The organism is Streptomyces sp. NPDC059256 (assembly GCF_042753785.1).
Classification (GTDB): Bacteria; Actinomycetota; Actinomycetes; order Streptomycetales; family Streptomycetaceae; genus Streptomyces.
Map to the genome: position 1 here is coordinate 557,947 of NZ_JBHYZO010000002.1, position 22,959 is coordinate 580,905.

Sequence of the window (22,959 nt, forward strand, 5' to 3'; positions counted from 1 at the left end):
TCATCGGGGGCGACGGGCGTGGGCCACGGTGTGGGCGAGGGCGGCGGCGGACGTGTCGGTGGGGACCGTGGTGCCGAGGGCGACGGGGGGTGGATCGCCGCAGACGCGGGTCACTCGGAAGCTGCCGTCGGGGGTGGCGAGGGCATCGACCCGGTCTCCCGGGGGGCGTCCGCAACGGCGTTCACAGCCGGACCAGTAGACGGGGAGTTGGGTGAACCTCCCTACTGCGGACGGGAGTTCCCATGAGACCACGGCCTCGGCCATGGCGCGGACGTCGGCAGCGGACTTGGCGCATCCGGGCGTGCCGATGCAGGCGCCCACACCGGTCCAGGGGGAGTCGGCCGTGGTGATCAGCCCGGTTGCGGCCAGTTCGTCGAGGGTGCTGCCGGCCTGGTCGCCGGGCACACCGGTGACGATCACTCCGCGCCAGGGGGTGAGGCGCAGTTCGCCGTCGGGCGCCTTCCGGGCGGCGCTGGTCAGCCGTTCCCACTGGGGGCCGGTGAGTCGGCCGAGGGGGGCGCCGATGGAGAGCGCTGCCGGGGAAGTGGCGGCGGGGGCGCTGGGACGGATGGCCTCAGATGGGCCGCTCGGGCCGCGCGGGATGCACAGGAGGGACGGGAAAGACGGGAGTGGCGGGAAGGGCGGCATGGGCGGGACGGATGAGTTGGGTGGGTCAGATGGGTCGGGAGTCTGCCGGGGGGCCGGTGGGGTGACGATTCCGTACGGGGGCGGGGTGGCGGTCTCTCGCCGGGGGTGCTGTCGGATGCCCGCCAGGGGGATGCCGGCCTTCGCGAGCCGTGCCAGGGTCCCTTCCCGCAGTCGTGCGCCGGTGTCCGGGAGGTCCCGTATCCGCCAGACCTTTGCTTCGGGTGTGAGATCCGCCGCATCCAGGAACGTTTCAGCACAGAGCAGCGCGGCCCTCGGGCCATCGTCCGAACGGGCCAGCAGCAGTACGTCATCGCTGTCCCCGATCCGCAGTCCGGCGCCACCGTCGTGGTCCGCCGCGGTCAGTCCGGCGCCACCGCCATGGTCCGCCGCGGTCAGTCCGGCGCCACCGCCATGGTCCGCCGCGGTCGGTCCGGATGTGTCGGCGGCCAGCAGGGTCACATCCGCGCGCAGGGCGTCCACGTCGCCGCGCCCGTCGTCCAGGGCGAACAGGAAACGCCCCGACAGGGCCGCCGCCCGATCGCTGGCGCAGAGCAGTTCGTCCAGCGCCCTCAACCACCGGCGTACGCCGCGCCCCGAGCCGTTTCCCCCCAGTCCGCCCAGTCCGCCCAGTCCGCCCTGCCCGGCCAGTTCGCCGAGTTCGCCGAGTTCGTCCAGCCCGGCCAGTGGCGAGGCCACGATGTTGCGCACCCGCTCATGGGTCGCGGACGGCAACAGCCCTGCGTTCCCCAGGAGCTGGGCCAACTCTCCGCCGCACTGCTCGTCGAGTCCGCGCAACTGCACATTGCCCCGAGAGGTGAGGTGCAGTTCGCCGTCGCCCAGCCGTCGGGCCGCGGTCAGCAGTGCCTCGGCCTGCGCCGGGCGCAGCACACCCCCGGGTATCCGGATCCGGGCCAGTGCGCCGTCGTCCGCCCGGTGCAGCCGCAGGGAGCCGGGGCAGGCGTCACCGCGCCCCCCGGAGGGGGTCGTACCGGTGGCGCCGGCTCGGGCCGGGCGGGGTGAGGTGGGCATGTCGGCGAGCATACCGACCAGTCATGACCGTCATTTGGGACGGTATGAGCCACGGCAGTAAGACGGTATGAACCGCACCGAATAGGCGACCCTTACTATTTCGGGGACGGGCCACCCGGTCCGGCAACGCAGAAGGCGACAGTGGAGGAAGCCCGGTGTGAACCCGGCGCGGTCCCGCCACTGTGAGCCGGCCGGACGAAGGCAGTCGTCGGGGCGGCGAGTCAGGAACTCCCGTCGCCAGACACCGCCCGGGGCGTGGACACCCCGAGGAAGGCCCGATGCCGTATGCCGCACGCACCGAAGACCCCTTCGACCGATGGACCGACCAGCCCGCCGAACTCCCCCGGCGACGCCCCCGACATCGTCCTGTTGTCGACGTCCGACACCGATCTGCTCAGTGCCCGTGCCGCGGGCGGCCCGGTCGGCTTCCGCTACGCCAACCCCTCCCGCACCGCCCTGGACGACCTGCCCGCGCTGCTCGAAGGCGCCGGGCTGGTCGTCGTACGACTGTTGGGCGGGGTCCGTGCCTGGGAGGAGGGGCTCGACCGGATTCGCGCCAGCGGTCAGCCGCTGGTGGTCCTCACCGGTGAGCAGGCGCCCGATGCGCAGTTGATGGCCGCCTCCACCGTCCCCATCGGCATCGCCGCCGAGGCCCACGCCTATCTCGCCCACGGTGGCCCGGCCAATCTGGAGCAGTTGGCGCGCTTCCTCTCCGACACCGTCCTGCTCACCGGCCACGGCTTCGACCCGCCGGCGCCCGCGCCCTCCTGGGGGCGGCTGGAGCGCACGTCCGGCAGCGAAAACGGTGCAGGGGCCGGTGCTGCGGCCGGTGCTGCGGACGGCCCCACCATCGCCGTCCTCTACTACCGCGCCCACCACATGAGCGGAAACACCGCGTTCGTGGACACCCTGTGCGGGGCGATCGAGGCGGCGGGCGGCCGGGCACTGCCGCTGTACGTGGCCTCGCTACGGGCGCCGGAGCCCGAGTTGATCGAGGAGTTGCGGGCGGCCGAGACGATCGTGACGACCGTGCTCGCCGCCGGCGGCACCCGGCCCGCCGAGGCGTCCGCCGGCGGTGACGACGAGTCCTGGGACGCGGGTGCGCTCACCTCGCTCGACGTACCGATCCTCCAGGCCCTGTGTCTCACCGGGTCGCGCGCCGACTGGGAGGAGAACGACGAGGGCGTCTCCCCGCTGGACGCGGCCAGCCAGATCGCGGTGCCCGAGTTCGACGGGCGGTTGATCACCGTGCCGTTCTCCTTCAAGGAGATCGACGCCGATGGGCTGCCGGCCTATGTCGCCGACCCGGAACGCGCCGCCAGGGTCGCGGGGATCGCCGTGCGGCACGCCAGGCTGCGCCGCATACCCGCCGCGGACAAGCGCCTCGCGCTGGTCCTGTCCGCCTATCCCACCAAGCACTCGCGCATCGGCAACGCGGTCGGCCTCGACACCCCCGCCAGTGCCGTCGCCCTGCTGCGGCGACTGCGCGCCGAGGGCTATGACTTCGGCACCGAGGACGTGCCCGGGCTGGCGTCCGGGGATGGTGACGAGCTGATCCGGGCGTTGATCAACGCGGGCGGCCACGACCGGGAGTGGCTCACCGATGAGCAGTTGGCCCGCAACCCGGTCCGCATTCCCGCAGCCGACTACCGGCGCTGGTACGCAACCCTCCCCGAGGAGTTGCGCACCGCTGTGGAGGAGCACTGGGGGCCGCCGCCCGGTGAGATGTTCGTGGACCGGTCGCGCAATCCGGAGGGCGACATCGTCCTCGCCGCCCTGCGGCACGGAAACCTGCTGGTCGTCATCCAGCCGCCGCGCGGCTTCGGCGAGAACCCCATTGCGATCTACCACGACCCCGATCTGCCGCCCTCGCACCACTATCTGGCCGCCTACCGCTGGATCGCCACCCCTGACGCCGAGGGCGGCTTCGGCGCCGATGCGATGATCCACCTCGGGAAGCACGGCAATCTGGAGTGGCTGCCCGGCAAGAACGCCGGACTGTCCGCGGCCTGTGGACCCGATGCCGCGCTCGGCGATCTGCCGCTGATCTACCCGTTCCTGGTCAACGACCCCGGTGAGGGCACCCAGGCCAAGCGTCGGGTGCACGCCACCCTGATCGACCACCTCGTACCGCCGATGGCCCGTGCCGACTCCTACGGCGACATCGCCCGCCTTGAACAGCTGTTGGACGAGTACGCGCAGATCTCGTCCATGGACCCGGCGAAGCTGCCCGCGATCCGCGCCCAGATCTGGACGCTGATCCAGGCCGCGAAGCTCGACCACGACCTCGGGCTCGCCGACCGTCCCGACGACGACGGCTTCGACGACTTCCTCCTCCACGTCGACGGCTGGCTGTGCGAGGTCAAGGACGCCCAGATCCGCGACGGACTGCACGTCCTGGGCCAGGCGCCGGCCGGTGCGGACCGGGTCAACCTGGTGCTGGCGATCCTGCGCGCCCGCCAGATCTGGGGCGGTACGACCGCGCTGCCCGGGCTGCGGGAGGCGCTGGGGCTCGATGAGTCCGCGGCGACCCGCACCACCGCCGACGAGGCCGAGGCGAAGGCCCGGGCGCTGGTGCAGGCGATGGACGACGCGGGTTGGGACCTCGCGGCCGTACCAGCCGAGCACGGTCAGCAGGTCGCCGACATCCTGCGGTTCGCGGCCGTCGAGGTCGTGCCCAGGCTGGCGGCGACCACCGACGAGATCGATCACACCGTCCGCGCGCTGAACGGCCGTTTCGTGCCCGCGGGGCCGTCGGGTTCGCCGTTGCGCGGACTGGTCAATGTGCTGCCGACCGGCCGCAACTTCTACTCCGTCGACCCGAAGGCGGTGCCGTCCCGGCTGGCCTGGGAGACCGGGCAGGCGCTCGCCGACTCGCTGCTCAACCGCTACCGCACCGACAACGGCGAGTGGCCGACATCGGTGGGACTGTCCCTGTGGGGTACGAGCGCGATGCGCACCGCGGGCGACGACATCGCCGAGGCGATGGCGCTGCTGGGCGTCCGCCCCGTCTGGGACGACGCATCGCGGCGGGTCACCGGACTGGAGGCGATCCCGCTGGCCGAACTGGGCCGGCCGCGCATCGATGTGACCCTGCGCATCTCGGGCTTCTTCCGGGACGCCTTCCCGCATGTGATCGGGCTGCTCGACGACGCCGTACGACTCGCGGCCTCGCTGGAGGAGGGCGCGGACGACAACTTCGTCCGGGCACACACCCAGGCCGACCTCGCCGAGCACGGCGACGAACGCCGCGCCACGACCCGGATCTTCGGCTCCAGGCCGGGGACGTACGGGGCGGGCCTGCTCCAGCTCATCGACTCGCGCGACTGGCGTACGGACGCCGATCTCGCGGAGGTCTACACGGTGTGGGGCGGCTACGCCTACGGCCGTGAACTGGACGGGCGTCCGGCGCGCGCCGAGATGGAGACGGCGTACAAGCGGATCGAGGTCGCCGCGAAGAACACCGACACGCGGGAGCACGACATCGCGGACTCGGACGACTACTTCCAGTACCACGGCGGCATGGTGGCGACCGTGCGCGCACTGCGGGGCACCGCCCCGGAGGCGTACATCGGTGACTCGACCCGCCCGGAGACCGTCCGGACGCGCACGCTGGTGGAGGAGACGTCCCGTGTCTTCCGGGCGCGCGTGGTCAACCCGAAGTGGATCGAGGCGATGCGACGCCACGGCTACAAGGGGGCGTTCGAACTGGCGGCGACCGTCGACTACCTCTTCGGGTACGACGCGACGACGGGCGTGGTCGCGGACTGGATGTACGACAAGTTGACCGAGACGTACGTCCTGGACGCGCAGAACCAGGAGTTCCTGCGGCAGGCGAACCCCTGGGCGCTGCACGGCATCGCGGAGCGTCTGTTGGAGGCGGAGTCGCGGGGCATGTGGGAGAAGCCCGACCCGGCCGTTCTGGCGGCGCTGCGGGAGGTGTTCCTCTCCACCGAGGGCACCTTGGAGGACGAGGCGGAGGCGGCGGGCGGCGACGCCTGAGCCGACACCGGCCCGGACGGCCCTCGGTGGGGCCGTCCGGACCCGTCGGCCGGTGGTGGACGGCTACCGCTCGTTCCGCCAGCGCGGTCGCCGGGCGTTGGTGATCGCCCGCAGCACCCATTCGACCGGCCCGTACGCATGACGGTCCAGCCACCAGCGGCTCCACACCAGTTGCACGGCGAACAGGGAGAGGGCGATCAACACCGCAGTGGCCGGACCCACCCGTCCGACGAGGGCGAAGCCGAAGCCCGTGAACAGCACGGCCAGGACGAGCGACTGGCTGAGGTAGTTCGTCAGCGCCATCCGCCCGGCAGGCGCCAGCGCCCGACCGATGCGGGCACCGCGGGCGGTCGCGACCAGTTGCAGCACGGTCGCCGCGTACGCGGCGGTCAGCAGTGGGGCCGTCAGCAGATCGACGGCGACCGCGAACGACAGGAAGTCCACCCCCTGGGTCCCCTGCGATGCCCAGGCGTAGAAGACGGCACCGGCCAGACCCACCGGGAAGCCGATCCACTGGAGCCGCCGCAGCAGGGTGCGGTGCGCTGACACATTCGCCAGCAACTCCTTCTTGCCCGCGGCGAGTCCCACCAGGAACGCGGCGAGTGCGGCCGGCCCCTGGAGCAGGACGATGATCAGCAGGACATCCGACAGCCTGGCCAGGTTCTCGCCGATGACGGACGCGGGATCGCCGCGCAGCGCGGCCAGTGTGTCCTGGATGCCCGCCGCGGTCTCCGGGGTGTCCACGGAGGCACCGCCGTCGAGCCATATCAACAGGCCCAGCAGCAGGTACAGCAGTGCCGTGATCCCGAACAGAAGGAACGCGGTGCGCAGCGCCGCTCGTGGCCGGGTGCCGCGGGCGGCCAGCAGGATCAGCCCCAACAGGGCGTACGTGGTGAGGATGTCCCCGGGGAACAGCACCACCGCGTGGAAGACGCCGATCGCGAACAGGGCGGCGCAGCGGCGCAGGAAGCGCGATGTGAACCGGGCGCCGCCGCGTTCGGCGGACCGCATCTGCAAGGTGAAGCTGTAGCCGAAGAGGAAGGAGAAGAGCAGGTAGAACTTGGACTCCAGTAACAACACGGTCAGATGGAGTGCGCCACGGTCCAGCGCGCCGTCGAAGCTGGGGTCGTGCACGCCTTCCAAGCGGTGGGCGGAGGCGATGAAGGTGATGTTGACCAGCAGGATGCCGAGCAGCGCGAAGCCGCGGAGCACGTCCACGTCCGCGATGCGCTCCACCGGGCCGCGTGCCGTCCGGGTGTTCGGCTCGTGGGCTGTGGGGCCGGGGACCCGCTGTTCCCGTGGAGTGCCGCCCGCTTCTTGTGGAGTGCTGGCCGCTTCTTGTGGAGTGCTGGCCGCTTCTTGTGGAGTGCCGGCCGCTTCTTGTCGAGTGTCGTCCGTCGGCGACCGTTCGTCTGCCGTGTGACTCATGCCGGGGCCTTTCGTGGTCGGGAGGCCCGCCTGTGCGGGTCGGGTCGTGGGTTGGGGCGGGTCGGTGGTGGGCCGATGTGGAGGACGCAGGGGTGACCGGGGTACCTGTTCGGGTACGGGCAGTGATGGGCAGTGATGGGTGGCCGTGGGCGACGGTGGGCGGCGGTGGGTGGGATCGGGCGGTTCGGCGCCCGTCCGGAGTTGGACGTTCCGGACCCGGTCCGGTGCCGCTCGGCAAGGCTCACCGCACGGCCCGGTGCCGTGAAGGCTCCACCCCTGGATCGCGTCGGGCGGGGAGGGTCTGCCGGGAAACACGGTGGCTGTGGGACCATGCCCCCTTCATGGCGTAGCGCGGTGGCGGGGGGAGTCGTACGTGTCCCTGGTGGTCTGTGTACACGGCATCGGCCAACAGTTCAGTGGCGAGGACGAGCAGCACAAACGCTGGCTCCCGGCCATGAACGACGGTCTGCGACGAGCCGGTCATCCGGTGCTCGACCCCGAGGACGTGTCCTGCGCGTTCTACGGCGATCTGTTCCGGCCGCCGGGCCGACGGCTCTCCGGCACCCTCCCGCCCTATGACGCGTCCGATGTGGCCGAGGGGTTGGAGAGCGAACTGCTGCTCTCCTGGTGGGAGGAGGCGGCCCGGGTCGACGAGGCCGTGGTGGCGCCTGGCGAGCGCACCCTGGTGCGTACGCCCCATGCCGTTCAGCGGGCCCTGGACGCCCTGAGCGGGTCGTCGTTCTTCGCGGATGTCGCCCTGCGGGCGCTGATCGCCGACACCAAGCAGGTGCGGGCCTATCTCACCGACCCCTCGGTGCGCTCCGCCGCACAGGAGCGGGTCGCCGCGTCGATCACCCCGCGGACCCGGGTCGTGGTGGCCCACTCGCTGGGCAGCGTGGTGGCGTACGAGACGCTCGCCGCTCACCCCGAGTGGGCGGTGGACACCCTGGTCACCCTGGGGTCGCCGCTCGGCATCCGCCATCTCGTCTACCATCGGCTGCTGCCTGCGGGCGGTGGATGGCCGGGCCCGGTACGGCACTGGACGAACATCGCCGACGCCGGCGATGTGGTCGCGCTGGTCAAGGATCTGGCCGGACCGTTCGGTCCCCGGGTGGAGAACCACATCGTCCACAACGGGTCGCGGGCGCATGACGTGGACCGCTATCTGAACACGGTGGAGGCGGGGCGGGCCGTGGGACGCGGCTGTCACGGGAACTGAGGGGTGATGGCGGGGGAACCGGAGTCGGACGGCGAGGTGACGGGGGACGACGGACCGTCGCCCGACGATCGTGCCGAGCCACGACGGTTCCTGATCGCCACCGCTGTCCGACATCTGGCGAACGCGCCGAGCTACGACGTCCCCGAACTCACCGACGACGTACAGCGGATGGAGGATCTGTTCCTCCGCGACCTGGGCTATCAGCGGGGCGCCGATCTGGTACTCGACCCCACCCGGGGGGAGTTCCTGCACGCGCTGCGCACTTTCGCCAAGGCGCCCGACCGACGCGCTGACGACCATCTGGTCGTCTATCTCGCCTGCCACGGCGCCGTCACCCTCGGCAGCGGTCTGCACCATCTCCTGCTCGCCGACACCGACCCCGACGACCTGCCGCACACCGGACTCCCCCCGAGGGACATCGCCCGCGCCCTGTGGGAGGAGACCGGGCTGCGCCGAGTGCTGATCTTCCTCGACGCCTGTCACTCGGGCGCCGCGGCCGACACCATCATCGACGCCGCGCACGCCGCCCGCCAGTTCGCCGGTCCCCGTGGGGCCTCTCCCGGCAGTGAGGCACTGATCGTCGTCTCCTCGTCCCGGCGCAAGGAGGAGACCTCGCCCGGGGTGCTGACGAACGCCCTCGTACGGGCCGTGCACGCCTCGTCCACGGCGGGCAACGTGCCCGCGTTCCTCTCCCTCAACACGGTCCTCGGCGCCATGTCCGCCGACCCGGCCATCCCCGAGCACATGAACCTCAAATGGGATGTCGCCGATGCGTCCCTCGATCTGCCGCTCTTCCTGCCCAACCCGGAGCATGTGCGCGATGCGGCAGGCGACAGGCTCGACTCGCTGCCACGCCTCTTGCCCAACCCGCGGTACATGGTGGGTACGGAAGGCCGCAGGCTCGACGAGATCGACCGGTTGATCGAGCAGAACGCCCGCCAGGACGCACAGCGGGAGGAGGAGCTGCGGGGCCACTTCCTGCCGCGTGCCCGGGGCACCGACGTACCCGACGACGATGTCTGGCACTTCACCGGCCGACACCTCGCCCTGCGTGAACTCACCCGCTGGTTGCGTCCCGAACGGGCCGCTGAACGCCTGGTCGTGGTCACCGGGGACCCCGGCTCTGGCAAGTCCGCACTCCTGGGCCTGGTCAAGGTGGTCACCGATCCCGACTACCGGCCTTCCGTTCCCCGTGAGGCTCTCGCCCTGCCCGAGGACTGCCTGCCCGCCGCCGACGCGGTGGACGCGGCCGTCCTCGCCAGTCACCGCACGACCCGCGAAGTCCTCGACGCCATCGCGGCGGTGGCCGGCCTCGTCGCCCGCTCGGCCGGCGAACTGATCACCCGCCTCCAGGGGCGCACCACCCCCCTGGTGGTGATCGTCGACGCCGTGGACGAGGCGGTCGACCCCGACTCCCTCATCCGGGACCTGCTCGCCCCCCTCACCGATCCCTCGCTCGACCTGCCGCTGAGACTGCTCCTGGGTGCACGCCGACAGATCGTGGAACGCCGGCTCCCGAACGCCCACCGCATCGACCTCGACGAGGACCGCTACACCGACCCGAGTGCGGTACGGGCCTATGTGACCAAGCTCCTCACCGACCCCGCGTCCGCCGTGGCGAGTCGGCCCGCACAGCACATCGACGGGGTCGCCGAGGCCGTGGCCGAGGCCGCCGGGCACTCCTTCCTCGTCGCCAGGATCACCGCGCTCACCCTCGCCCGTGACCCCGAACTCCCCGACCCCCTCCAACTGGCCTGGCGCGACGACCTGCCCCGCTTCCCCGGCGATGCCATGGAGCGCGATCTGCGCCAGCGCCTCGGCGACCAGACCACCCGGGCCCGCGATCTGCTGCTCCCTCTGGCGTTCGCCCAGGGTGCCGGTCTGCCCTGGGCGGGAATCTGGCCCCGGTTGGCGAGCGCGGTGAGCGGCCGGACCTACGGCGACGCGGACATCGCCTGGTTGCGCACCCACGCCGGCTCCTATGTGGTGGAGGGCATCGAGAACGGTGAGTCCGTCTACCGGATCTACCACCGCGCCCTCATCGAACACCTCCGGGAGGGCCAGCACGCCGAACGGATCCAACGTATCCAACGCACCGTCACGGACACCCTGATCGCGGTGGCCGGGGAGTGGTCCCACCCGTATGTGCGCCGCTATCTGCCGCTTCATGGGGCCCAGGGCGGTCGGTTGGACGAACTCGTCCACGACGCCGCGTTCGTCCTCTCCAGCGACCTGGAGCAACTCCTCGCCGCGCTTCCCGCCCTCCGCACCTCCGAGGGGATCACCGCCGGCCGGGCGATCCGCACGGTGCAGGACGGACTGAGGGAGGCACCCGGGCAGCCTGAGACCCGCGCGCGGCTGCGCTGGGCCGCCGTCTGTCACCGTGCGGAACGGCTGGCCGCCTCCTGCGATGCATCGGGTCCGATGCCCTGGCGCACCCGGTGGGCCGTGTGGAGCACGGAACAGCAGAACTGGCGCTTCACCGCACCCGAACTGGGTCTGGATGCCGGGGCGGTCGTGGCATCGGCGCAGGGGCTGACCTTCGTCGGTGTCGAGAACCGCAACGACCCCGTGCGCTGGGACTTGGGCTCCGGCGTCCGCAACGACTCCCAGCGCAGCCGCAGCAGGGCCCCGCGGACGGGACTGGTGTGGGCGACCGCCGAGTTCGATGTGCCCGTGGTGGCCTTCATCGGGGACGCCCGCAGGGACGTCCGCGTTGACGGTTCCGTTCCGGAACCGTTCCACGACCTGGAGGTGCAGGGCGTGGACTCGGACGACTCCCTGGTGCTCAGCTTCCGCAAGGGAGAACGCGACGGCGCAGGAGAGGTGGTGGAGTGCGCGGTCGTCCCCGGCCTCCTCGTGCTCAGATACGCCGACGGTTCGCTCGCCTGGCGACCCGTACCGGACTTTCAGTACACGTCGCTGATCCAGAAGGACGACCACCGGCTGGCCGAGGTGCCGTTCGCGTCCACGGGTCACCTCTGCGTCGCCGTGCGACTGCCCGACCCCCGTGTCGCGATCGGTGTCGACGACCGCGTACTGCTGTGCCGGGACATGGTCGACCCTATCGAGATACGGCCCGAACACACCGTCAACTGCGCCACCGGGGTCCATCCGCACGTCCTGGGGCCGCTGCTGGTCACCGGCGGCACGGACGGGAGCGTCCAGGTCAGCGCGGTCGCCTCCGGCCAACCGGTACGCACCCTGCTGGAGGGAGGGCCATCCGTGGCGGCCGTCAGCGCCCTCCGGGTCGGACAGCAGTGGTTGGTCGTCGCCGTGACCGACAACGGCACCCTGCACCGCTGGGACCTGGACACCGGCCGCCGCCTCGGCAGCCCCCGGCGCGTGGGACGCGGCGGTCCGGTCCGCACGACCACCGGCCGCCTGGACGCCCGTCACTTCGCCGTCGTCGTCCATGGCTCGGGCCGCGGTGTGCAGATGTACGACATCGTCACCGGCGAACGGATCGGGGGCCATGTCTCCACGGGGGAGATCACGGCCCTCTACGAGACCAGTGGTGAACAGCCCGCGGTCTGTGCCGCGGGACGTGACGGGCTCATCAGGATCGTCCACTCGGGCACCGCAGCCGATGCGCTGCTCGTGCCCGCCCACCAGGGGAAGGTCCTCGCCCTCGGTGCCCTGACCGTGGACGGTGGCGAGGACGCGCTCATCAGCGTGGGCGAGGACCACCAGATCCGTTGTTGGCAGCCGCGCACCGGGGACGAGCTGTGGACCAGCCGGATCGCCGCCGACGACCGGTGGCAAGGGGCCACTGCGACCTGTGCGGCCGTTCACTCCTGCTCCGACGGCACCGCGTTGGTGGTCATCGGCGATGCGTCCGGTGCCCTCCACACACTTCAACTGGCCGACGGCATCGTCATCCACGAAGCCTCGCCCCGGCGCGAGGCCATGATCACCGCGGTCTGTGCCGGGGTGGTCGGCGACCTCCGGGTCACCGTCGGTGCCACCGCGGACGGCGAGATCCACTGCTGGGACCTGGACGGCGACCGATGGCTCACCCGCTGCCAGCCCCCGACCGACCCCGCGACCGACTCCCCGACCGACCCCCCGACCGACACCGAGTGGATCACCAGCCTCGCCCTCGCCCCCGACGGCTCCGGTGTCCTCGTCGCCGGCACCGAAGGGGGCGCGCTCCTACGCTTTGACCTCCCGTCCGGGCGGGCGCACGGACCCGCCCACCGCGCCCACCGAGCCCGGGTGAACTCCCTCGCCTTCATCGACGACGGGAAGGGTGGGACCACCGTGGTGAGCGCATCCGACGATCGTGCGGTGACCGACTGGGACCTCGGTACGGGCGCGTTCGTCGAGCGGGCGACGGTACGCGTGGTTCCCGCGGTCAATGTCCTCGCGGCCCGGGCGGCCCCCAACGGCGGTACGCGCACCGTGCTCGGCGGTGACGACAGCGGCACGGTCAAGGTGGTGTGGCGGTTCTGGAGGGACTCGGCCTGGCGCATCGACGACCTGGTGGAGCACACGTGGCCCCCGTCCGCGGTGTGCGCCGGGCCATCGGGCCAAATCGCCATCGGCGGCATGCGGGGCGACCTTCAACTGCGCGACATCGCCACCGGACGGCTCCTCGCCCGGTTGCGATCGGTCAGCGACCGCCCGATCCGTCAACTGGAGGGCTTCCGCACCCCGGTCGGGGACCGCTATCTGGCCACCCTCAGCAGCAGCGGGATCGTGGAGCTCTGGGACCTGACCTCGGCCTCCTTCCGCGACGCGGGCCGAGTGCTCCCGACCTCCTCGGTCTTCGGCAAACTGAGCACGCTCCACCGGCAGGACGACGTCTCGCTGCTGTTGTCCCTGCGGCAGGGCCAGGAGATCTGGGGCCATCGATTCTCCGCGGACTCCGGCGCGTTGCCCACCGATGGGCTCCCGATCCTCTCCCAGGCACCGGCCCTCAGCGCGGGGGGTGCCTTCCGGAGCGTCGAGCCACGGTGGCCACTGGCCCTCGACGGACGTCGACTGCTGTTCATCCAGTACGAGCAGGGTGACATCGGCCTCCACGACCTCGACACCCAGGGAAGTTCACGGCGGTTCCGGCTTGCTTCGGACAGTGAGATCGTCCGAGTGGTGGCCCTGCCCGACCGGCCGGAACCCACGGTGCTGGTGTCCTCCCGGACACTCACGGCCGTTTACGCCATCGGTACTGTCCTCGACTCCTTCGACGCACCCCGACGGCGCCTCCTGCCCACGAGCCGCAAGGCACTGACTCCCCTGGCCAGTTGGTCGGTGCCGAGCCGTTGGGACGGCGGATTCATCGGCGTACTGCCCGGTGGACGCGACTATATGACGGAGGAGACGGGACGCCTGTTCGTGCAGTCCCTCTCCGGTGAGGGCGAGCGCCGGGAGCTCGCTTTGCCGTTCACCGTGCGGGCGGCAGCCCTTGGCTCCTGCGGTGAACTGGTCGTGGCCGCACCCAACGGGGTGGTCCTGATCGACCCCCTGGAGCCGACCGCGGCGGACGAAGAACCGGAAGGAAACACACGAGCCCCCGCAGCAGCCCGCGCCTGAGTGCGACCGGTTGTGGGGCGTGGCATGGGGGAGTTCGTGCACGGTCTCGACGAAGGCAAGGCTGAATCCTTTCGCCACCTCCGCGGCTCTTATGCATGTGCGGACAACAGCGTCAGCACCGAGAAGTGGAGGCATCGTGATCCTTGGACTTTCCCTCGCAGCCGCCGCCGTGCTGCTCTGCGCGTGCACGGTCGTCGTGCTGCGCCGTCGAGGACGCGGCCGTGGCTGACTCCCGCTGGCCCGGCCAGCAACTGATCTCCGCGGCGCAGCAGGGCGACCCCGAGGCCACCGCCGCGCTGGTGTCCGGCTCGCACCCGCATGTGCGGCGGTTCGCCCACTCCCTGTGCGCCACCCCGCAGGACGCGGAGGACGCCGCACAGGAAGCCCTGATCATCCTCTACCGGAAGATCGGCATGCTGCGGGCGTCCGGGGCGCTCGCCTCCTGGATGTTCCGCATCGTCCGCAATGAGTGTCTGCGTCGCACCCGGCTGATGCTGCGCCACCAGGGGCCCGTGCCGGATGCGGTGGTGCCCTCGTTCGAGGAGGACGTGTTCCAGCGCCTTGAGGCGGGCCGGGTGGCCGCGGCGATCACCGCGCTCCCCCTCGACCAGCGGCGGGTGCTGATCATGCGCGATGTCCAGGGCCACAGCGGACGGGCGGTCGCCGACGCACTGGGATTGAGCAACGCGGCGATGAAGTCACGGCTCAGACGGGCCAGGGAAGCCGTCCGCGCCGCACTCTTGACCTCGGCGGACGAGGGCCCCGGAGGTCGGCGTGACTGACCTTCCGAGTCCTCGTACTGCCGCTGTCCCAGCCAGTGCAGCCAGCCCAGCCAGTGCGGCGAGCTCAAGCGGCCCGGTCGGCCCGGTCGGCTCGGGGAGCTTCGCCAGTGCCTCGCTCTCCCGCCATCTGCTGCGGGGCGCGGTGGGATTCGGCGGGCTGGCCGGGGCAGTGCTGCTCTTCCCCACCCTGGGCTGGGCCAGTCTGCTGCTGGTTCCCGTGGGTCTGCTGGCGCTGCGCGGCTGCCCGATGTGCTGGACGCTGGGGTTGGTCCAGACGCTCTCGATGGGCCGGCTGCGTCGGTCCTGCACGGATCAGGGCTGCGCACTGGACCGGGCGGACACGGAGCCCGAGCCCGCGGCAGCACCGGAACGCAATCCAGCGCCGGAACGCAATCCAGCGCCGGAACGCACCCCGGCACCGGAACGCACCCCGGCGCCCGAACCCGCCGCGGCGGTCGGTGACCGCCTGCGATAGCGGCGCCCCACCTGCCCCACCCTGCTCTGCCCCGCCCTGTCCTGTATCGCCCTGTCCTGTATCGCCCTGCTCTGCCCCGCCCTGCTCTGTATCGCCCTGCCTCGAATGGCCGACGGCCGTCCGTACGATGCTCGGCCCGGCGCACCTTGCGTATCGGTGCCAATCATGGCTGTCTCGGGCAAACCAGGGCGATACAGGGGGCCGATGGCCCTCCTGTCATGGCCCTTCGACCCCTGGCACCCCCCGCCGATCCGATCGAGACTGAAGGTAGGGACGATCACCGCCCGCCCCGGTGTGCGGGCGGTGCACAGCGGCAACACCCGCTGTCGTCCCCGTCGGCCGCCCGGAAGCCGAGGCGGTCGCGCACCGAAGTGGAGATGGGAGCGCAGTGATGAACGGACCGGTCGTCGTTGGGGTGGACGGCTCGAAGTCGAGCCTGGACGCCGTTGATGCGGCAGCTCGCGAGGCCCGGATTCGCGGGGTCTCACTGCATGTGGTGCACGCGTTCATCTGGCCGAAGATGCATGTCTCGCTCGGTCCTTCGCCGATGGGTCCGCCCGACGGCGGACTGCGCAACATCGCCGAGCGCGCACTGAACGAAGCGGTGGAGCGGGCCCGTGCCACCGCACCCGATGTGGAGGTCACCCAGGACCTGATCACCGGTGAGGCCCTGAGCGTGCTGGAGGCCCAGTCCCGCAAGGCATCGCTGGTCGTCGTCGGCAGCCGGGGCATGGGCGGCTTCATCGGCCTCCTGGTCGGTTCCACGGCGGTGCACCTCGCCACCTACGGACGCTGCCCGGTACTGATCGTGCGCGGTACGCCCGATCCGGAGGGGCCCGTCCTGCTGGCCGCCGACGGTTCCCCGGCGGGCGAGTCCGCGGTGGGCTTCGCCTTCGCCGAGGCATCGATGCGCGGCGCCGAGTTGGTGGCCCTGCACGCCTGGGGCTCCTGGAGCGAGCGCGGCGATGATGACCCGGGCCACCCGGACAATCTGGTGGACGGTCTCGACCGGCTCCAGAACACCGAAGAACGCGTACTGGCCGAAGCGCTCTCGGGCTGGCAGGCCAAGTACCCGGATGTGACCGTGCGCCGCGAGATGGTCCGCAGCCGCCCCCGTCAGGCGCTGCTCGAAGCCAGCGGGGGTGCACAGCTGCTGGTCGTCGGCGCTCGTGGCCGCGGTGGTTTCACCGGGCTGCTGCTGGGTTCGGTGAGCCAGGCCGCACTGCACCACGCGAACTGCCCGGTCGCCGTGGTCCGCGCCGGCCAGATCACCGACGAGGACTGACCGGACCTGCCGGCTGCCCAACGGCCCCACGGTGTGGACGCACCGTGGGGCCGTTCGTCATGTGCCGGCGACCTGGGCTGATCGCGCACACCAGAGCCCGGGCGCCGCGTACGCAGAGGCGACTCAGTGGATGAGTCGGAAGCTCCGCCAGGGCTTGGCGCGGGGTGCGGTGATGTCCGACGACATGGTCGCTACGTAGATCGAGTCACCGCCGGAACAGTCCGCGGTCGGGTAGAGGACGATGTCGACGAGACTGCCGTTCTCCACGGACACGGCTCCCGCGGACGCCAGTTTGTGACAGCCGCGGACGAGCGGGCTGTGGATCGTCACATGGTCGTCCTGCGTGGTGTCGTAGGCGACGGGCCCCACGGCCGTCCGGCCGAGGCCGGAGCAGCCCGCAAGGGTGAGGGTCAGCAGCGCCGCTCCGGCGGCGCCGGCGAGCCGCCGGGTGGGGATCACGGACATGGGCGGGGTCCTTGTCTGTGGGGGAGTCCTGCTGTCCTGCTTTCCTGCTGAAGATCACCTTGCCGGGTTCCCGAGAGAGTGGCATCCGGGGCGCGGCTGCCTGGGGTACGCGAGGTCCCGCCTGGCGGGGGTTCGAGTATCCAGAGCGCACACAGCCGCCGATCCCTACGCCTGTACCAAGATCACAAAACTGGTTATCACGTAATTTTCACTTCACCGCACAACCTTTACCCCGCCTCCCGGGTCGGATCAGCTGAGTCAGCAGACTCAGACAGACCTAGGGCCCCTGGCGACACCCTGCCGTGTCCCGGAAGCGGCCCCATGCATTGGGAGATACATGCGCATTCGTGCTTCTGTCGCGGTGGTGACCGGCGCTCTCGCCCTCACCGGTCTGGCAGTTCCCATGGCGCACGCAGATGCCGGCTCGGACTCGTGGAACGCGCCCCGGTCGAGCGCCAAGGTCTCCGCGGCCGGTGCTCCGACCATCTCGAACGTGGTGGCCAACGGTGGCAAGGCGATCGTCGTCGGCGCCACCACCAAGAAGGTCGTGAAGGTCACGTACACCGTGAGTGACCCGCAGGGCATCGGCTACGCGGACGTTGCCCTGTGGCGCGGGGCGAGCTGGGACGAGCCCACCGCGTTCCTGAGCACCGATGGAGAGGGCGCGACCTGCGGCACCGGCACCAAGGTGACCTGCACGTCCACCTTCACCATCGATCCGACGCTAGACCTGTGGAACGACCAGGCCGGTACGTGGAAGATCGCCTCCTTCGTCATGGACGAGAAGGGTGCCGCCATCGAGCGGACCAACGTGGGCTCGGCCGTCGTTCAGCGCATGTCCAAGGTGACGGTGAACGCCTCCCCGGAGCCGGTCACCAAGAACAAGACCATCACCATCACGGGTTCCCTGACCCGCGGTAGCTGGGACGCCAACAAGTACGTGAGCTACGGCAGCCAGTCCGTGAAGCTCCAGTACCTCAAGAAGGGCACGTCCGCCTACACGACCCTGAAGACCATCAAGGCGGACAGCAAGGGCAACCTGAAGACGACGGTCACGGCCACGGCCGACGGCCACTACCGCTACGTCTTCGCCGGTACGTCGACCACTGCGGGCCACACCGCCGCCGCCGACTACATCGACGTGCGCTGACCTGCGCTGACGAGCTGAGACCGATGTCGCACCGTCGGCCCGGACCGGGGGGTCCGGGCCGACACCGGCACCGCGCTCCGGCGGGGTGACGGGCCGCGACGCCGCACCTCATCCGCTCTGACGAGCACGCACGAACGGCTTGCACCCAACAGTGCGGGCTCGCCGGGGACACAACCCTGACGGGCCCACACGGATGCCGGCCGGGTCCCAAGCCCACGGGGGAGGCTTGGGACCCACTGCGTTCAGGACCTGGGAGGCACGATCGCCCAGTCCGCCGCGGGCGCCGACTCGCTACCGTCGGCATGGACGGCGCTCACCCAGTAGAAGTGGGTGGTCCCGACGGTCGGGTTGGTGTGCTGGTACGAGAGTGCCGAGACGGGCTGGTCGGTCAGCTTCTCGTACGTCTTGGTCACCGGGTTCCAGTGGTGGACGAGGTACCCGGTGGCACCGGGGACTGCATCCCACGACAGGCGCACGTTCGAACCCTCCAGGACCGAACTCACGGTGTGGGACGCTCCGGGCGGGGTGGGCACCGAAGGCGTCAGGTCCAGCTCATTGACGTACACGAAGTTGCCGGTGCGGGTCCACTGGTAGTTGGAGTTGCCCGCCGTGTCCACCGCATCGATGAAGTAGCAGGTCTCCTTGCCGTCCGGTAGGTCTTCGTAGCGGTAGGTCGTCGTGGGCGGGGCGAGATACGCCCGCTCGTAGACGAAGCACACAGCCGGCTGGTCGGGTTCGCGGCGCACTTCGCCGCTGTAGACCGTGTACCGCTTGAGATCCGGTTCGGTGTTGGGCTCCCAGTCGAGTTCGGCGCCGTACTCGGTGGGCTTCACGGTCAGCCCCTTGACCGCGTCCGGCGGAGTGAGGTCCTTCGTGGGTGTGGTGACGGTCGCGACGGCGGAGGCGTTCGACTCCCGGCCGCGGTTGTCATGCGCCTTGATCACATAGTGGTAGGTCGTACCCCAACCCGTCGATGCGTCGACGCAGCTGTACTCGCGGCGGCCGTCGGGGAGCGTGACCGAACCGGTGAGGCAGCGCGTCGGTTCGACGGTGGTGTCCACCGGAAGAGAGGTGGAGCGGTAGACATGGAAGTTGTGGATCGCACCGTCCGTGTTGCGGTTGACCCGCCACTTGATCGTGGGCCGATGGCTGCCGGGCGCCGGCACGGCCGTCACCTCGTGCGGCGCCGCGACCAGGCGACTCTCTTCCGTGTACGCGTACGGGGACAGCCGTCCGGCCCCGTCGACCGCGGCCACCCGGTAGTTGCGGACCACCGAACGCAGTGCGGTGGTGTCGGTGAACGTGGTCGAGGTGACGGTGCTCGAACCTGTGCCGCCGGTGGGCTTGTTCCACACGACGACGTAGCGAACGGCACCCTGGACGGGCTTCCAGCTCATCTGGACACCGGAGTCGACGCCCTTCGACGTGAGCCCCTCGGGCGCGGTGACGAGGACCGTCGTCACCGGTACGTCCACACTGCCCGCCGAGCTGTTTCCGGCCCGGTCGTAGGCGCGGACCTCGTAGTAGTAGGTGGAACCGGGCTCCAGCACCAGGTCCAGGTGGGACGTCGCGGTCGTGGTGGCCGCCAGTTGGAAGGTCTTGGTGCTCTGGTGGCGACGGTAGACGCGGTAACCCGCCAGGTCCATCTCCTTGTTCGCCGTCCAGGACACCTTGGGCCGCGCGGTCGCGTGGTCGGTGGCGACCTTGACCCCACCGGGCACCAGCGGCTTGACCTTGTCGACCGCGGCCGTGGTTCGGGGTGCGTAGGTGAATTGCACATTCGCCGACCCGGTCCAGCTCACATAGTCGATCCGCAAGCTGTGCCGGCCGGACGGAATGGTGAGGTTGACCGTCTTTGACTGATTGCTCGACCCGTTGCGCCAGAGGTCGATCTTGCGCGATCCGTCGACGTACACGCGAATTCCATCACGTGCCGCGACGGACAGCGCGAATGGGCCGCCCGAACCGAAGTCCCGGGTCATGGACCACCGTACGCCGAAGTTGTCCCGCGGCAGCCCGCTCGCGGGTGCGCCGGTACCCCAACTCTCATTGATCGTCGAGTCGCAGTCGGTCTTCTTCGGTGTTCCCGACAACGAGGTGTTCGAGAAGAACTGCCGCTGGAATGCGGGTGAGACGCAACTCACCGCAGCCGAAGCGGACGTGGTGGTCACGGCGGTGACAAGCCCGCCGACTGTCGTGGCGACAGTGAGTGCGGCGACCGTGCGAAGTCGGCCGCGAGGTATCAGGGTCACGCGTGAATAGCCCTTTCCAGCCCGGATGACACAAAGATGCGATGAGGGTGGGGGATTCTGTTCGGCGGCTCCAGCCAAGCCGAATGCGCATCGAAGATGAGACTTTACTTGGTCAACACATATGTATACAAGAAGAATTGACCGATAGGGCTATCTTTCTCGCAGCTCAGAGACCCGGAGCGGGCATCGTGGCGACCATCGCGGACCGTCACGCGGTGATGGGCCTCGGGGCGGTGGCCGCTCGGTGCCTGGATTCCCGAAATGACAGGGAGAGAAGAAGAATTCGCCTCGACGCGCCATCACTATCAGTCATTGATTCTGGCTTGCATGTCACAATTCGTGTTGGACTGGGTTTCAGTCCTGGCGCCCTTCCCGAGGGTCGCACAGCAGCCCGGACAAGACGAGGAACCACGATGGTGAAGGGCTCACCCACCGAGCGAACCGCTCGGTTTGGCGTGCCCGGCTCCGAAACCGGTCGAGCGAGACATCGGCGGGACCGACGCCGACCAGCCGTCCTCCGCCATCGAGGCGTCCTGATGTCGATCGCCCCCACGACAGCGCCGAGCGAAACGGGCCCCGAGCGCGGGGAAGGGACATGGGCTCGAAGCCATGCCCTGGACCCGTTCCGGCAGGCCGAGAGCCGCGACCGCTCCTTCCCTGAGGAGGACCGTTCGTCCCTCTGTACGCTTCCTGGATCCACCATCACCAGGGGGCATTGAGGGCCTCCCCGCACGCGACGAAAAGAGCACGGCGTCAACGTCGTGGCAGCGCGGTAGCCGATTTCACCGACGGGCTTTGACGGTTCACGCAGAGCCTCTCGCCCCATGAAATCCCTGGTACCAGCGGCAAATCGGAGGAAGAAGCCAGTCGGGTGTACCCGGCGGGCCGACGACCCCTGCCGAAAACGCAGTGACGCACCTCCCGGCAGGCTCGTTAGCGGCGCATATGCGGTTCCGCGCCGACTGCCGCAAGCCACCTTTGGAGACTCGTTGCTCAGCCCCGCTATGCCCGCGTCGACCAAGCCAGACTTCAGGAGTTACGCGGCTCCCTCACTCGGATACGCCCTCTTCGCCACCCGCTGGCTCCAAGCCCCGCTCTACTTCGGACTGGTGGCAGCACAAGGTGTCTACGTCTACAAGTTCTTCAATGAACTCTGGCACCTGGTGCTCAACATCATCAGCGGCCAGGCCGACGAAACCCACGTCATGCTCGCCGTGCTGAAGCTCGTCGATGTTGTGATGATCGCAAATCTGTTGATCATGGTCATCGTCGGTGGCTATGAGACCTTCGTGTCGCGCATCGGCCTCCAGGGCCACCGCGACCAACCGGAATGGCTGTCGCACGTCAATTCCAACGTGCTGAAGGTGAAGCTGGCCACCGCCATCGTCGGGATCTCGTCCGTCCACCTGCTCCAGATGTTCGTCGATGTGTCCCACACCTCCCAGCACTCGCTGTTGTGGGGGACCGTGATCCATATGGCATTCATCCTCTCGGCGGCGATCCTCGCCTATATGTCGGGACCCATGGAGTCACACGGCCATGCCGGCCCTGGCCTAGGAGGTCCACCCCACCGTGATGGGGACAGCGGATTCGCCGATGCCAGCGAGCCGTGCTCCATCCTCCAGGAGATGAGTGGACCGGTCCCACCCCCGCGACACACGATCCCCGCCCAGGCCAACGCCACCGCTCGCACCGTCAAGAAGACCGACGAGCCCCAGCCTTCCCAGCCCACCGAGGGCACCACCACCCTCGAAACCCGGGAGGCCGCGGGCGCCGATGCCAGGATCGTCGCGGCCGGCTTCCCCGCGCACAAGTCGCTGGAAGACTTCGACGCCGACCGTCAGCGCCCCCACGACTGGGAGACCGTCACCCGTCTCGCAGCCCTGGACTTCGTCGACGCCCACGCCAACGCCGTCTTCCTCGGCCCTCCCGGCACCGGCAAGACCCATCTGGCCATCGCACTGGGGATGCGGGCCTGCCGCGCCGGTCACAACGTCCGCTTCGCCACCGCCACCGAGTGGGTGGCCCGCCTCACCGAGGCCCAGAACACCGGGCGCCTCGGCGAGGAGTTGACCCGACTCGACCAGTACGACCTGATCGTCGTGGACGAGATCGGCTATGTGCCCTTCACCCCCGAGGCGACGAACCTGCTGTTCCGGCTGGTCTCCCACCGCTACGAACGCGGCTCGGTCCTGGTCACGGGCGACAAGTCGTTCGGCCGCTGGGCCGATGTGTTCGGCGATGACCCCGTCACCTTCGCCATGATCGACCGACTGGCCCACCACGCCGATGTGATCACGCTCAAGGGCGACAGCTACCGCCTCCGCAGCTACCACCCCGACGCCGCCCTCACCAGCCCCGACGCTTGATTCCCCCTCGTAGCTGTCAGATCACAGCTACGGATGCCGCTTGAGGAGTAGTTGCGAGAGCCCCGTCCGGTCGGTCACCGGGCGGGGCTCTCTGGTGCGTGTTGTGCGTCAGTTCATCTTCTGCGCTGTGCTGTGGTTTACAGGTTGGCAGAGCGGGCGAGGGAGATCAGCCCGGCGAAGGCGTTGGTGGAGACCATCAGAACGGGTCCGCTGGGGCGCTTGCTGTCCCGGACGGGGACGATGCCGGTGGCGGAGGCGTGCGAGGGAGACCACTCGACACATTGACCACCGTTGCCGCTGTATGAAGACTTGATCCACAT

General features: G+C 69.9%; 13 protein-coding genes and 1 riboswitch. Of the genes, 8 read left to right on the top strand and 5 right to left on the bottom strand.

Features of this window, described 5'->3' with window-relative positions; genetic code table 11:
- Window positions 1–1,689, bottom strand: a complete 1,689-nt coding sequence (locus tag ACFXJL_RS06940; RefSeq protein ID WP_384689910.1) for a cobalamin biosynthesis protein CobG — start codon at window positions 1,687–1,689, stop codon at window positions 1–3.
- A gap of 78 nt (window positions 1,690–1,767) precedes the next feature.
- Window positions 1,768–1,928, top strand: a riboswitch (cobalamin riboswitch).
- Between the two features lie 34 nt (window positions 1,929–1,962).
- Between ACFXJL_RS06940 and cobN the strand changes: the two genes are divergently transcribed.
- The gene (cobN, locus tag ACFXJL_RS06945; protein ID WP_384689913.1) at window positions 1,963–5,679 is read left to right on the top strand and encodes a cobaltochelatase subunit CobN; all 3,717 of its coding nucleotides are present in this window, start codon (window positions 1,963–1,965) and stop codon (window positions 5,677–5,679) included.
- Window positions 5,680–5,742: 63 nt separating this feature from the next.
- Here the strand turns inward: cobN and ACFXJL_RS06950 are convergent, their stop codons facing one another.
- A complete protein-coding gene (locus ACFXJL_RS06950) occupies window positions 5,743–7,107 on the bottom strand; it encodes a DUF418 domain-containing protein (RefSeq protein WP_384689916.1) in 1,365 nt (454 codons plus the stop codon).
- 373 nt (window positions 7,108–7,480) lie between these two features.
- Here ACFXJL_RS06950 and ACFXJL_RS06955 point away from each other — a divergent pair, with 373 nt between their 5' ends.
- The 5 genes from ACFXJL_RS06955 to ACFXJL_RS06975 all read left to right on the top strand — a co-directional run bounded on the left by ACFXJL_RS06955 (window position 7,481) and on the right by ACFXJL_RS06975 (window position 16,403).
- Window positions 7,481–8,326 carry an alpha/beta fold hydrolase gene (locus tag ACFXJL_RS06955; protein WP_384636622.1) on the top strand — a complete coding sequence of 282 codons (846 nt, stop codon included), beginning with the start codon at window positions 7,481–7,483 and terminating at the stop codon, window positions 8,324–8,326.
- Window positions 8,327–8,332: 6 nt separating this feature from the next.
- Window positions 8,333–13,861: a caspase family protein gene (locus ACFXJL_RS06960; RefSeq protein WP_384689919.1), complete on the top strand. Its 5,529-nt coding sequence runs from the start codon at window positions 8,333–8,335 to the stop codon at window positions 13,859–13,861.
- Between the two features lie 221 nt (window positions 13,862–14,082).
- The gene (locus tag ACFXJL_RS06965; RefSeq protein ID WP_384689922.1) at window positions 14,083–14,643 is read left to right on the top strand and encodes an RNA polymerase sigma factor; all 561 of its coding nucleotides are present in this window, start codon (window positions 14,083–14,085) and stop codon (window positions 14,641–14,643) included.
- The gene (locus ACFXJL_RS06970; RefSeq protein ID WP_384689925.1) at window positions 14,636–15,118 is read left to right on the top strand and encodes a hypothetical protein; all 483 of its coding nucleotides are present in this window, start codon (window positions 14,636–14,638) and stop codon (window positions 15,116–15,118) included. Before ACFXJL_RS06965 ends, ACFXJL_RS06970 begins: the two co-directional genes overlap by 8 nt.
- 391 nt (window positions 15,119–15,509) lie before the next feature.
- Window positions 15,510–16,403, top strand: coding sequence for a universal stress protein (locus ACFXJL_RS06975; protein WP_384636632.1), 894 nt, complete (start codon window positions 15,510–15,512; stop codon window positions 16,401–16,403).
- A 123-nt stretch (window positions 16,404–16,526) separates the two neighbouring features.
- Here ACFXJL_RS06975 and ACFXJL_RS06980 read toward each other — a convergent pair whose 3' ends face one another.
- Complete coding sequence (locus ACFXJL_RS06980) at window positions 16,527–16,868, bottom strand: hypothetical protein (RefSeq protein WP_358876794.1); 342 nt, start codon at window positions 16,866–16,868, stop codon at window positions 16,527–16,529.
- A 337-nt stretch (window positions 16,869–17,205) separates the two neighbouring features.
- Here ACFXJL_RS06980 and ACFXJL_RS06985 point away from each other — a divergent pair, with 337 nt between their 5' ends.
- Complete coding sequence (locus ACFXJL_RS06985) at window positions 17,206–18,018, top strand: calcium-binding protein (RefSeq protein WP_358876793.1); 813 nt, start codon at window positions 17,206–17,208, stop codon at window positions 18,016–18,018.
- 242 nt (window positions 18,019–18,260) lie between these two features.
- On the opposite strand, the gene ACFXJL_RS06990 is transcribed toward ACFXJL_RS06985, so the two are convergent.
- Window positions 18,261–20,270, bottom strand: a complete 2,010-nt coding sequence (locus ACFXJL_RS06990) for a PA14 domain-containing protein (RefSeq protein ID WP_384689928.1) — start codon at window positions 20,268–20,270, stop codon at window positions 18,261–18,263.
- 989 nt (window positions 20,271–21,259) lie between these two features.
- Between ACFXJL_RS06990 and istB the strand changes: the two genes are divergently transcribed.
- Window positions 21,260–22,639 (top strand): IS21-like element helper ATPase IstB, encoded by a 1,380-nt coding sequence (gene istB / locus ACFXJL_RS06995; protein WP_384689930.1) that lies wholly within the window; start codon window positions 21,260–21,262, stop codon window positions 22,637–22,639.
- A 137-nt stretch (window positions 22,640–22,776) separates the two neighbouring features.
- Here istB and ACFXJL_RS07000 read toward each other — a convergent pair whose 3' ends face one another.
- On the bottom strand, window positions 22,777–22,959 hold the full coding sequence (locus tag ACFXJL_RS07000; RefSeq protein WP_384690337.1) for a DUF397 domain-containing protein: 183 nt from the start codon (window positions 22,957–22,959) through the stop codon (window positions 22,777–22,779).

Bases quoted from the DNA above. Each gene is read 5' to 3' on its own strand.
- ACFXJL_RS06960 (WP_384689919.1), top strand. From the start codon at position 8,333: ATGGCGGGGGAACCGGAGTCGGACGGCGAGGTGACGGGGGACGACGGA.
- ACFXJL_RS06950 (WP_384689916.1), bottom strand. From the start codon at position 7,107: ATGAGTCACACGGCAGACGAACGGTCGCCGACGGACGACACTCGACAA.
- ACFXJL_RS06975 (WP_384636632.1), top strand. From the start codon at position 15,510: ATGAACGGACCGGTCGTCGTTGGGGTGGACGGCTCGAAGTCGAGCCTG.
- ACFXJL_RS07000 (WP_384690337.1), bottom strand. From the start codon at position 22,959: ATGTGGATCAAGTCTTCATACAGCGGCAACGGTGGTCAATGTGTCGAG.
- ACFXJL_RS06940 (WP_384689910.1), bottom strand. From the start codon at position 1,689: ATGCTCGCCGACATGCCCACCTCACCCCGCCCGGCCCGAGCCGGCGCC.
- ACFXJL_RS06985 (WP_358876793.1), top strand. From the start codon at position 17,206: ATGCGCATTCGTGCTTCTGTCGCGGTGGTGACCGGCGCTCTCGCCCTC.
- cobN (WP_384689913.1), top strand. From the start codon at position 1,963: ATGCCGCACGCACCGAAGACCCCTTCGACCGATGGACCGACCAGCCCG.
- ACFXJL_RS06980 (WP_358876794.1), bottom strand. From the start codon at position 16,868: ATGTCCGTGATCCCCACCCGGCGGCTCGCCGGCGCCGCCGGAGCGGCG.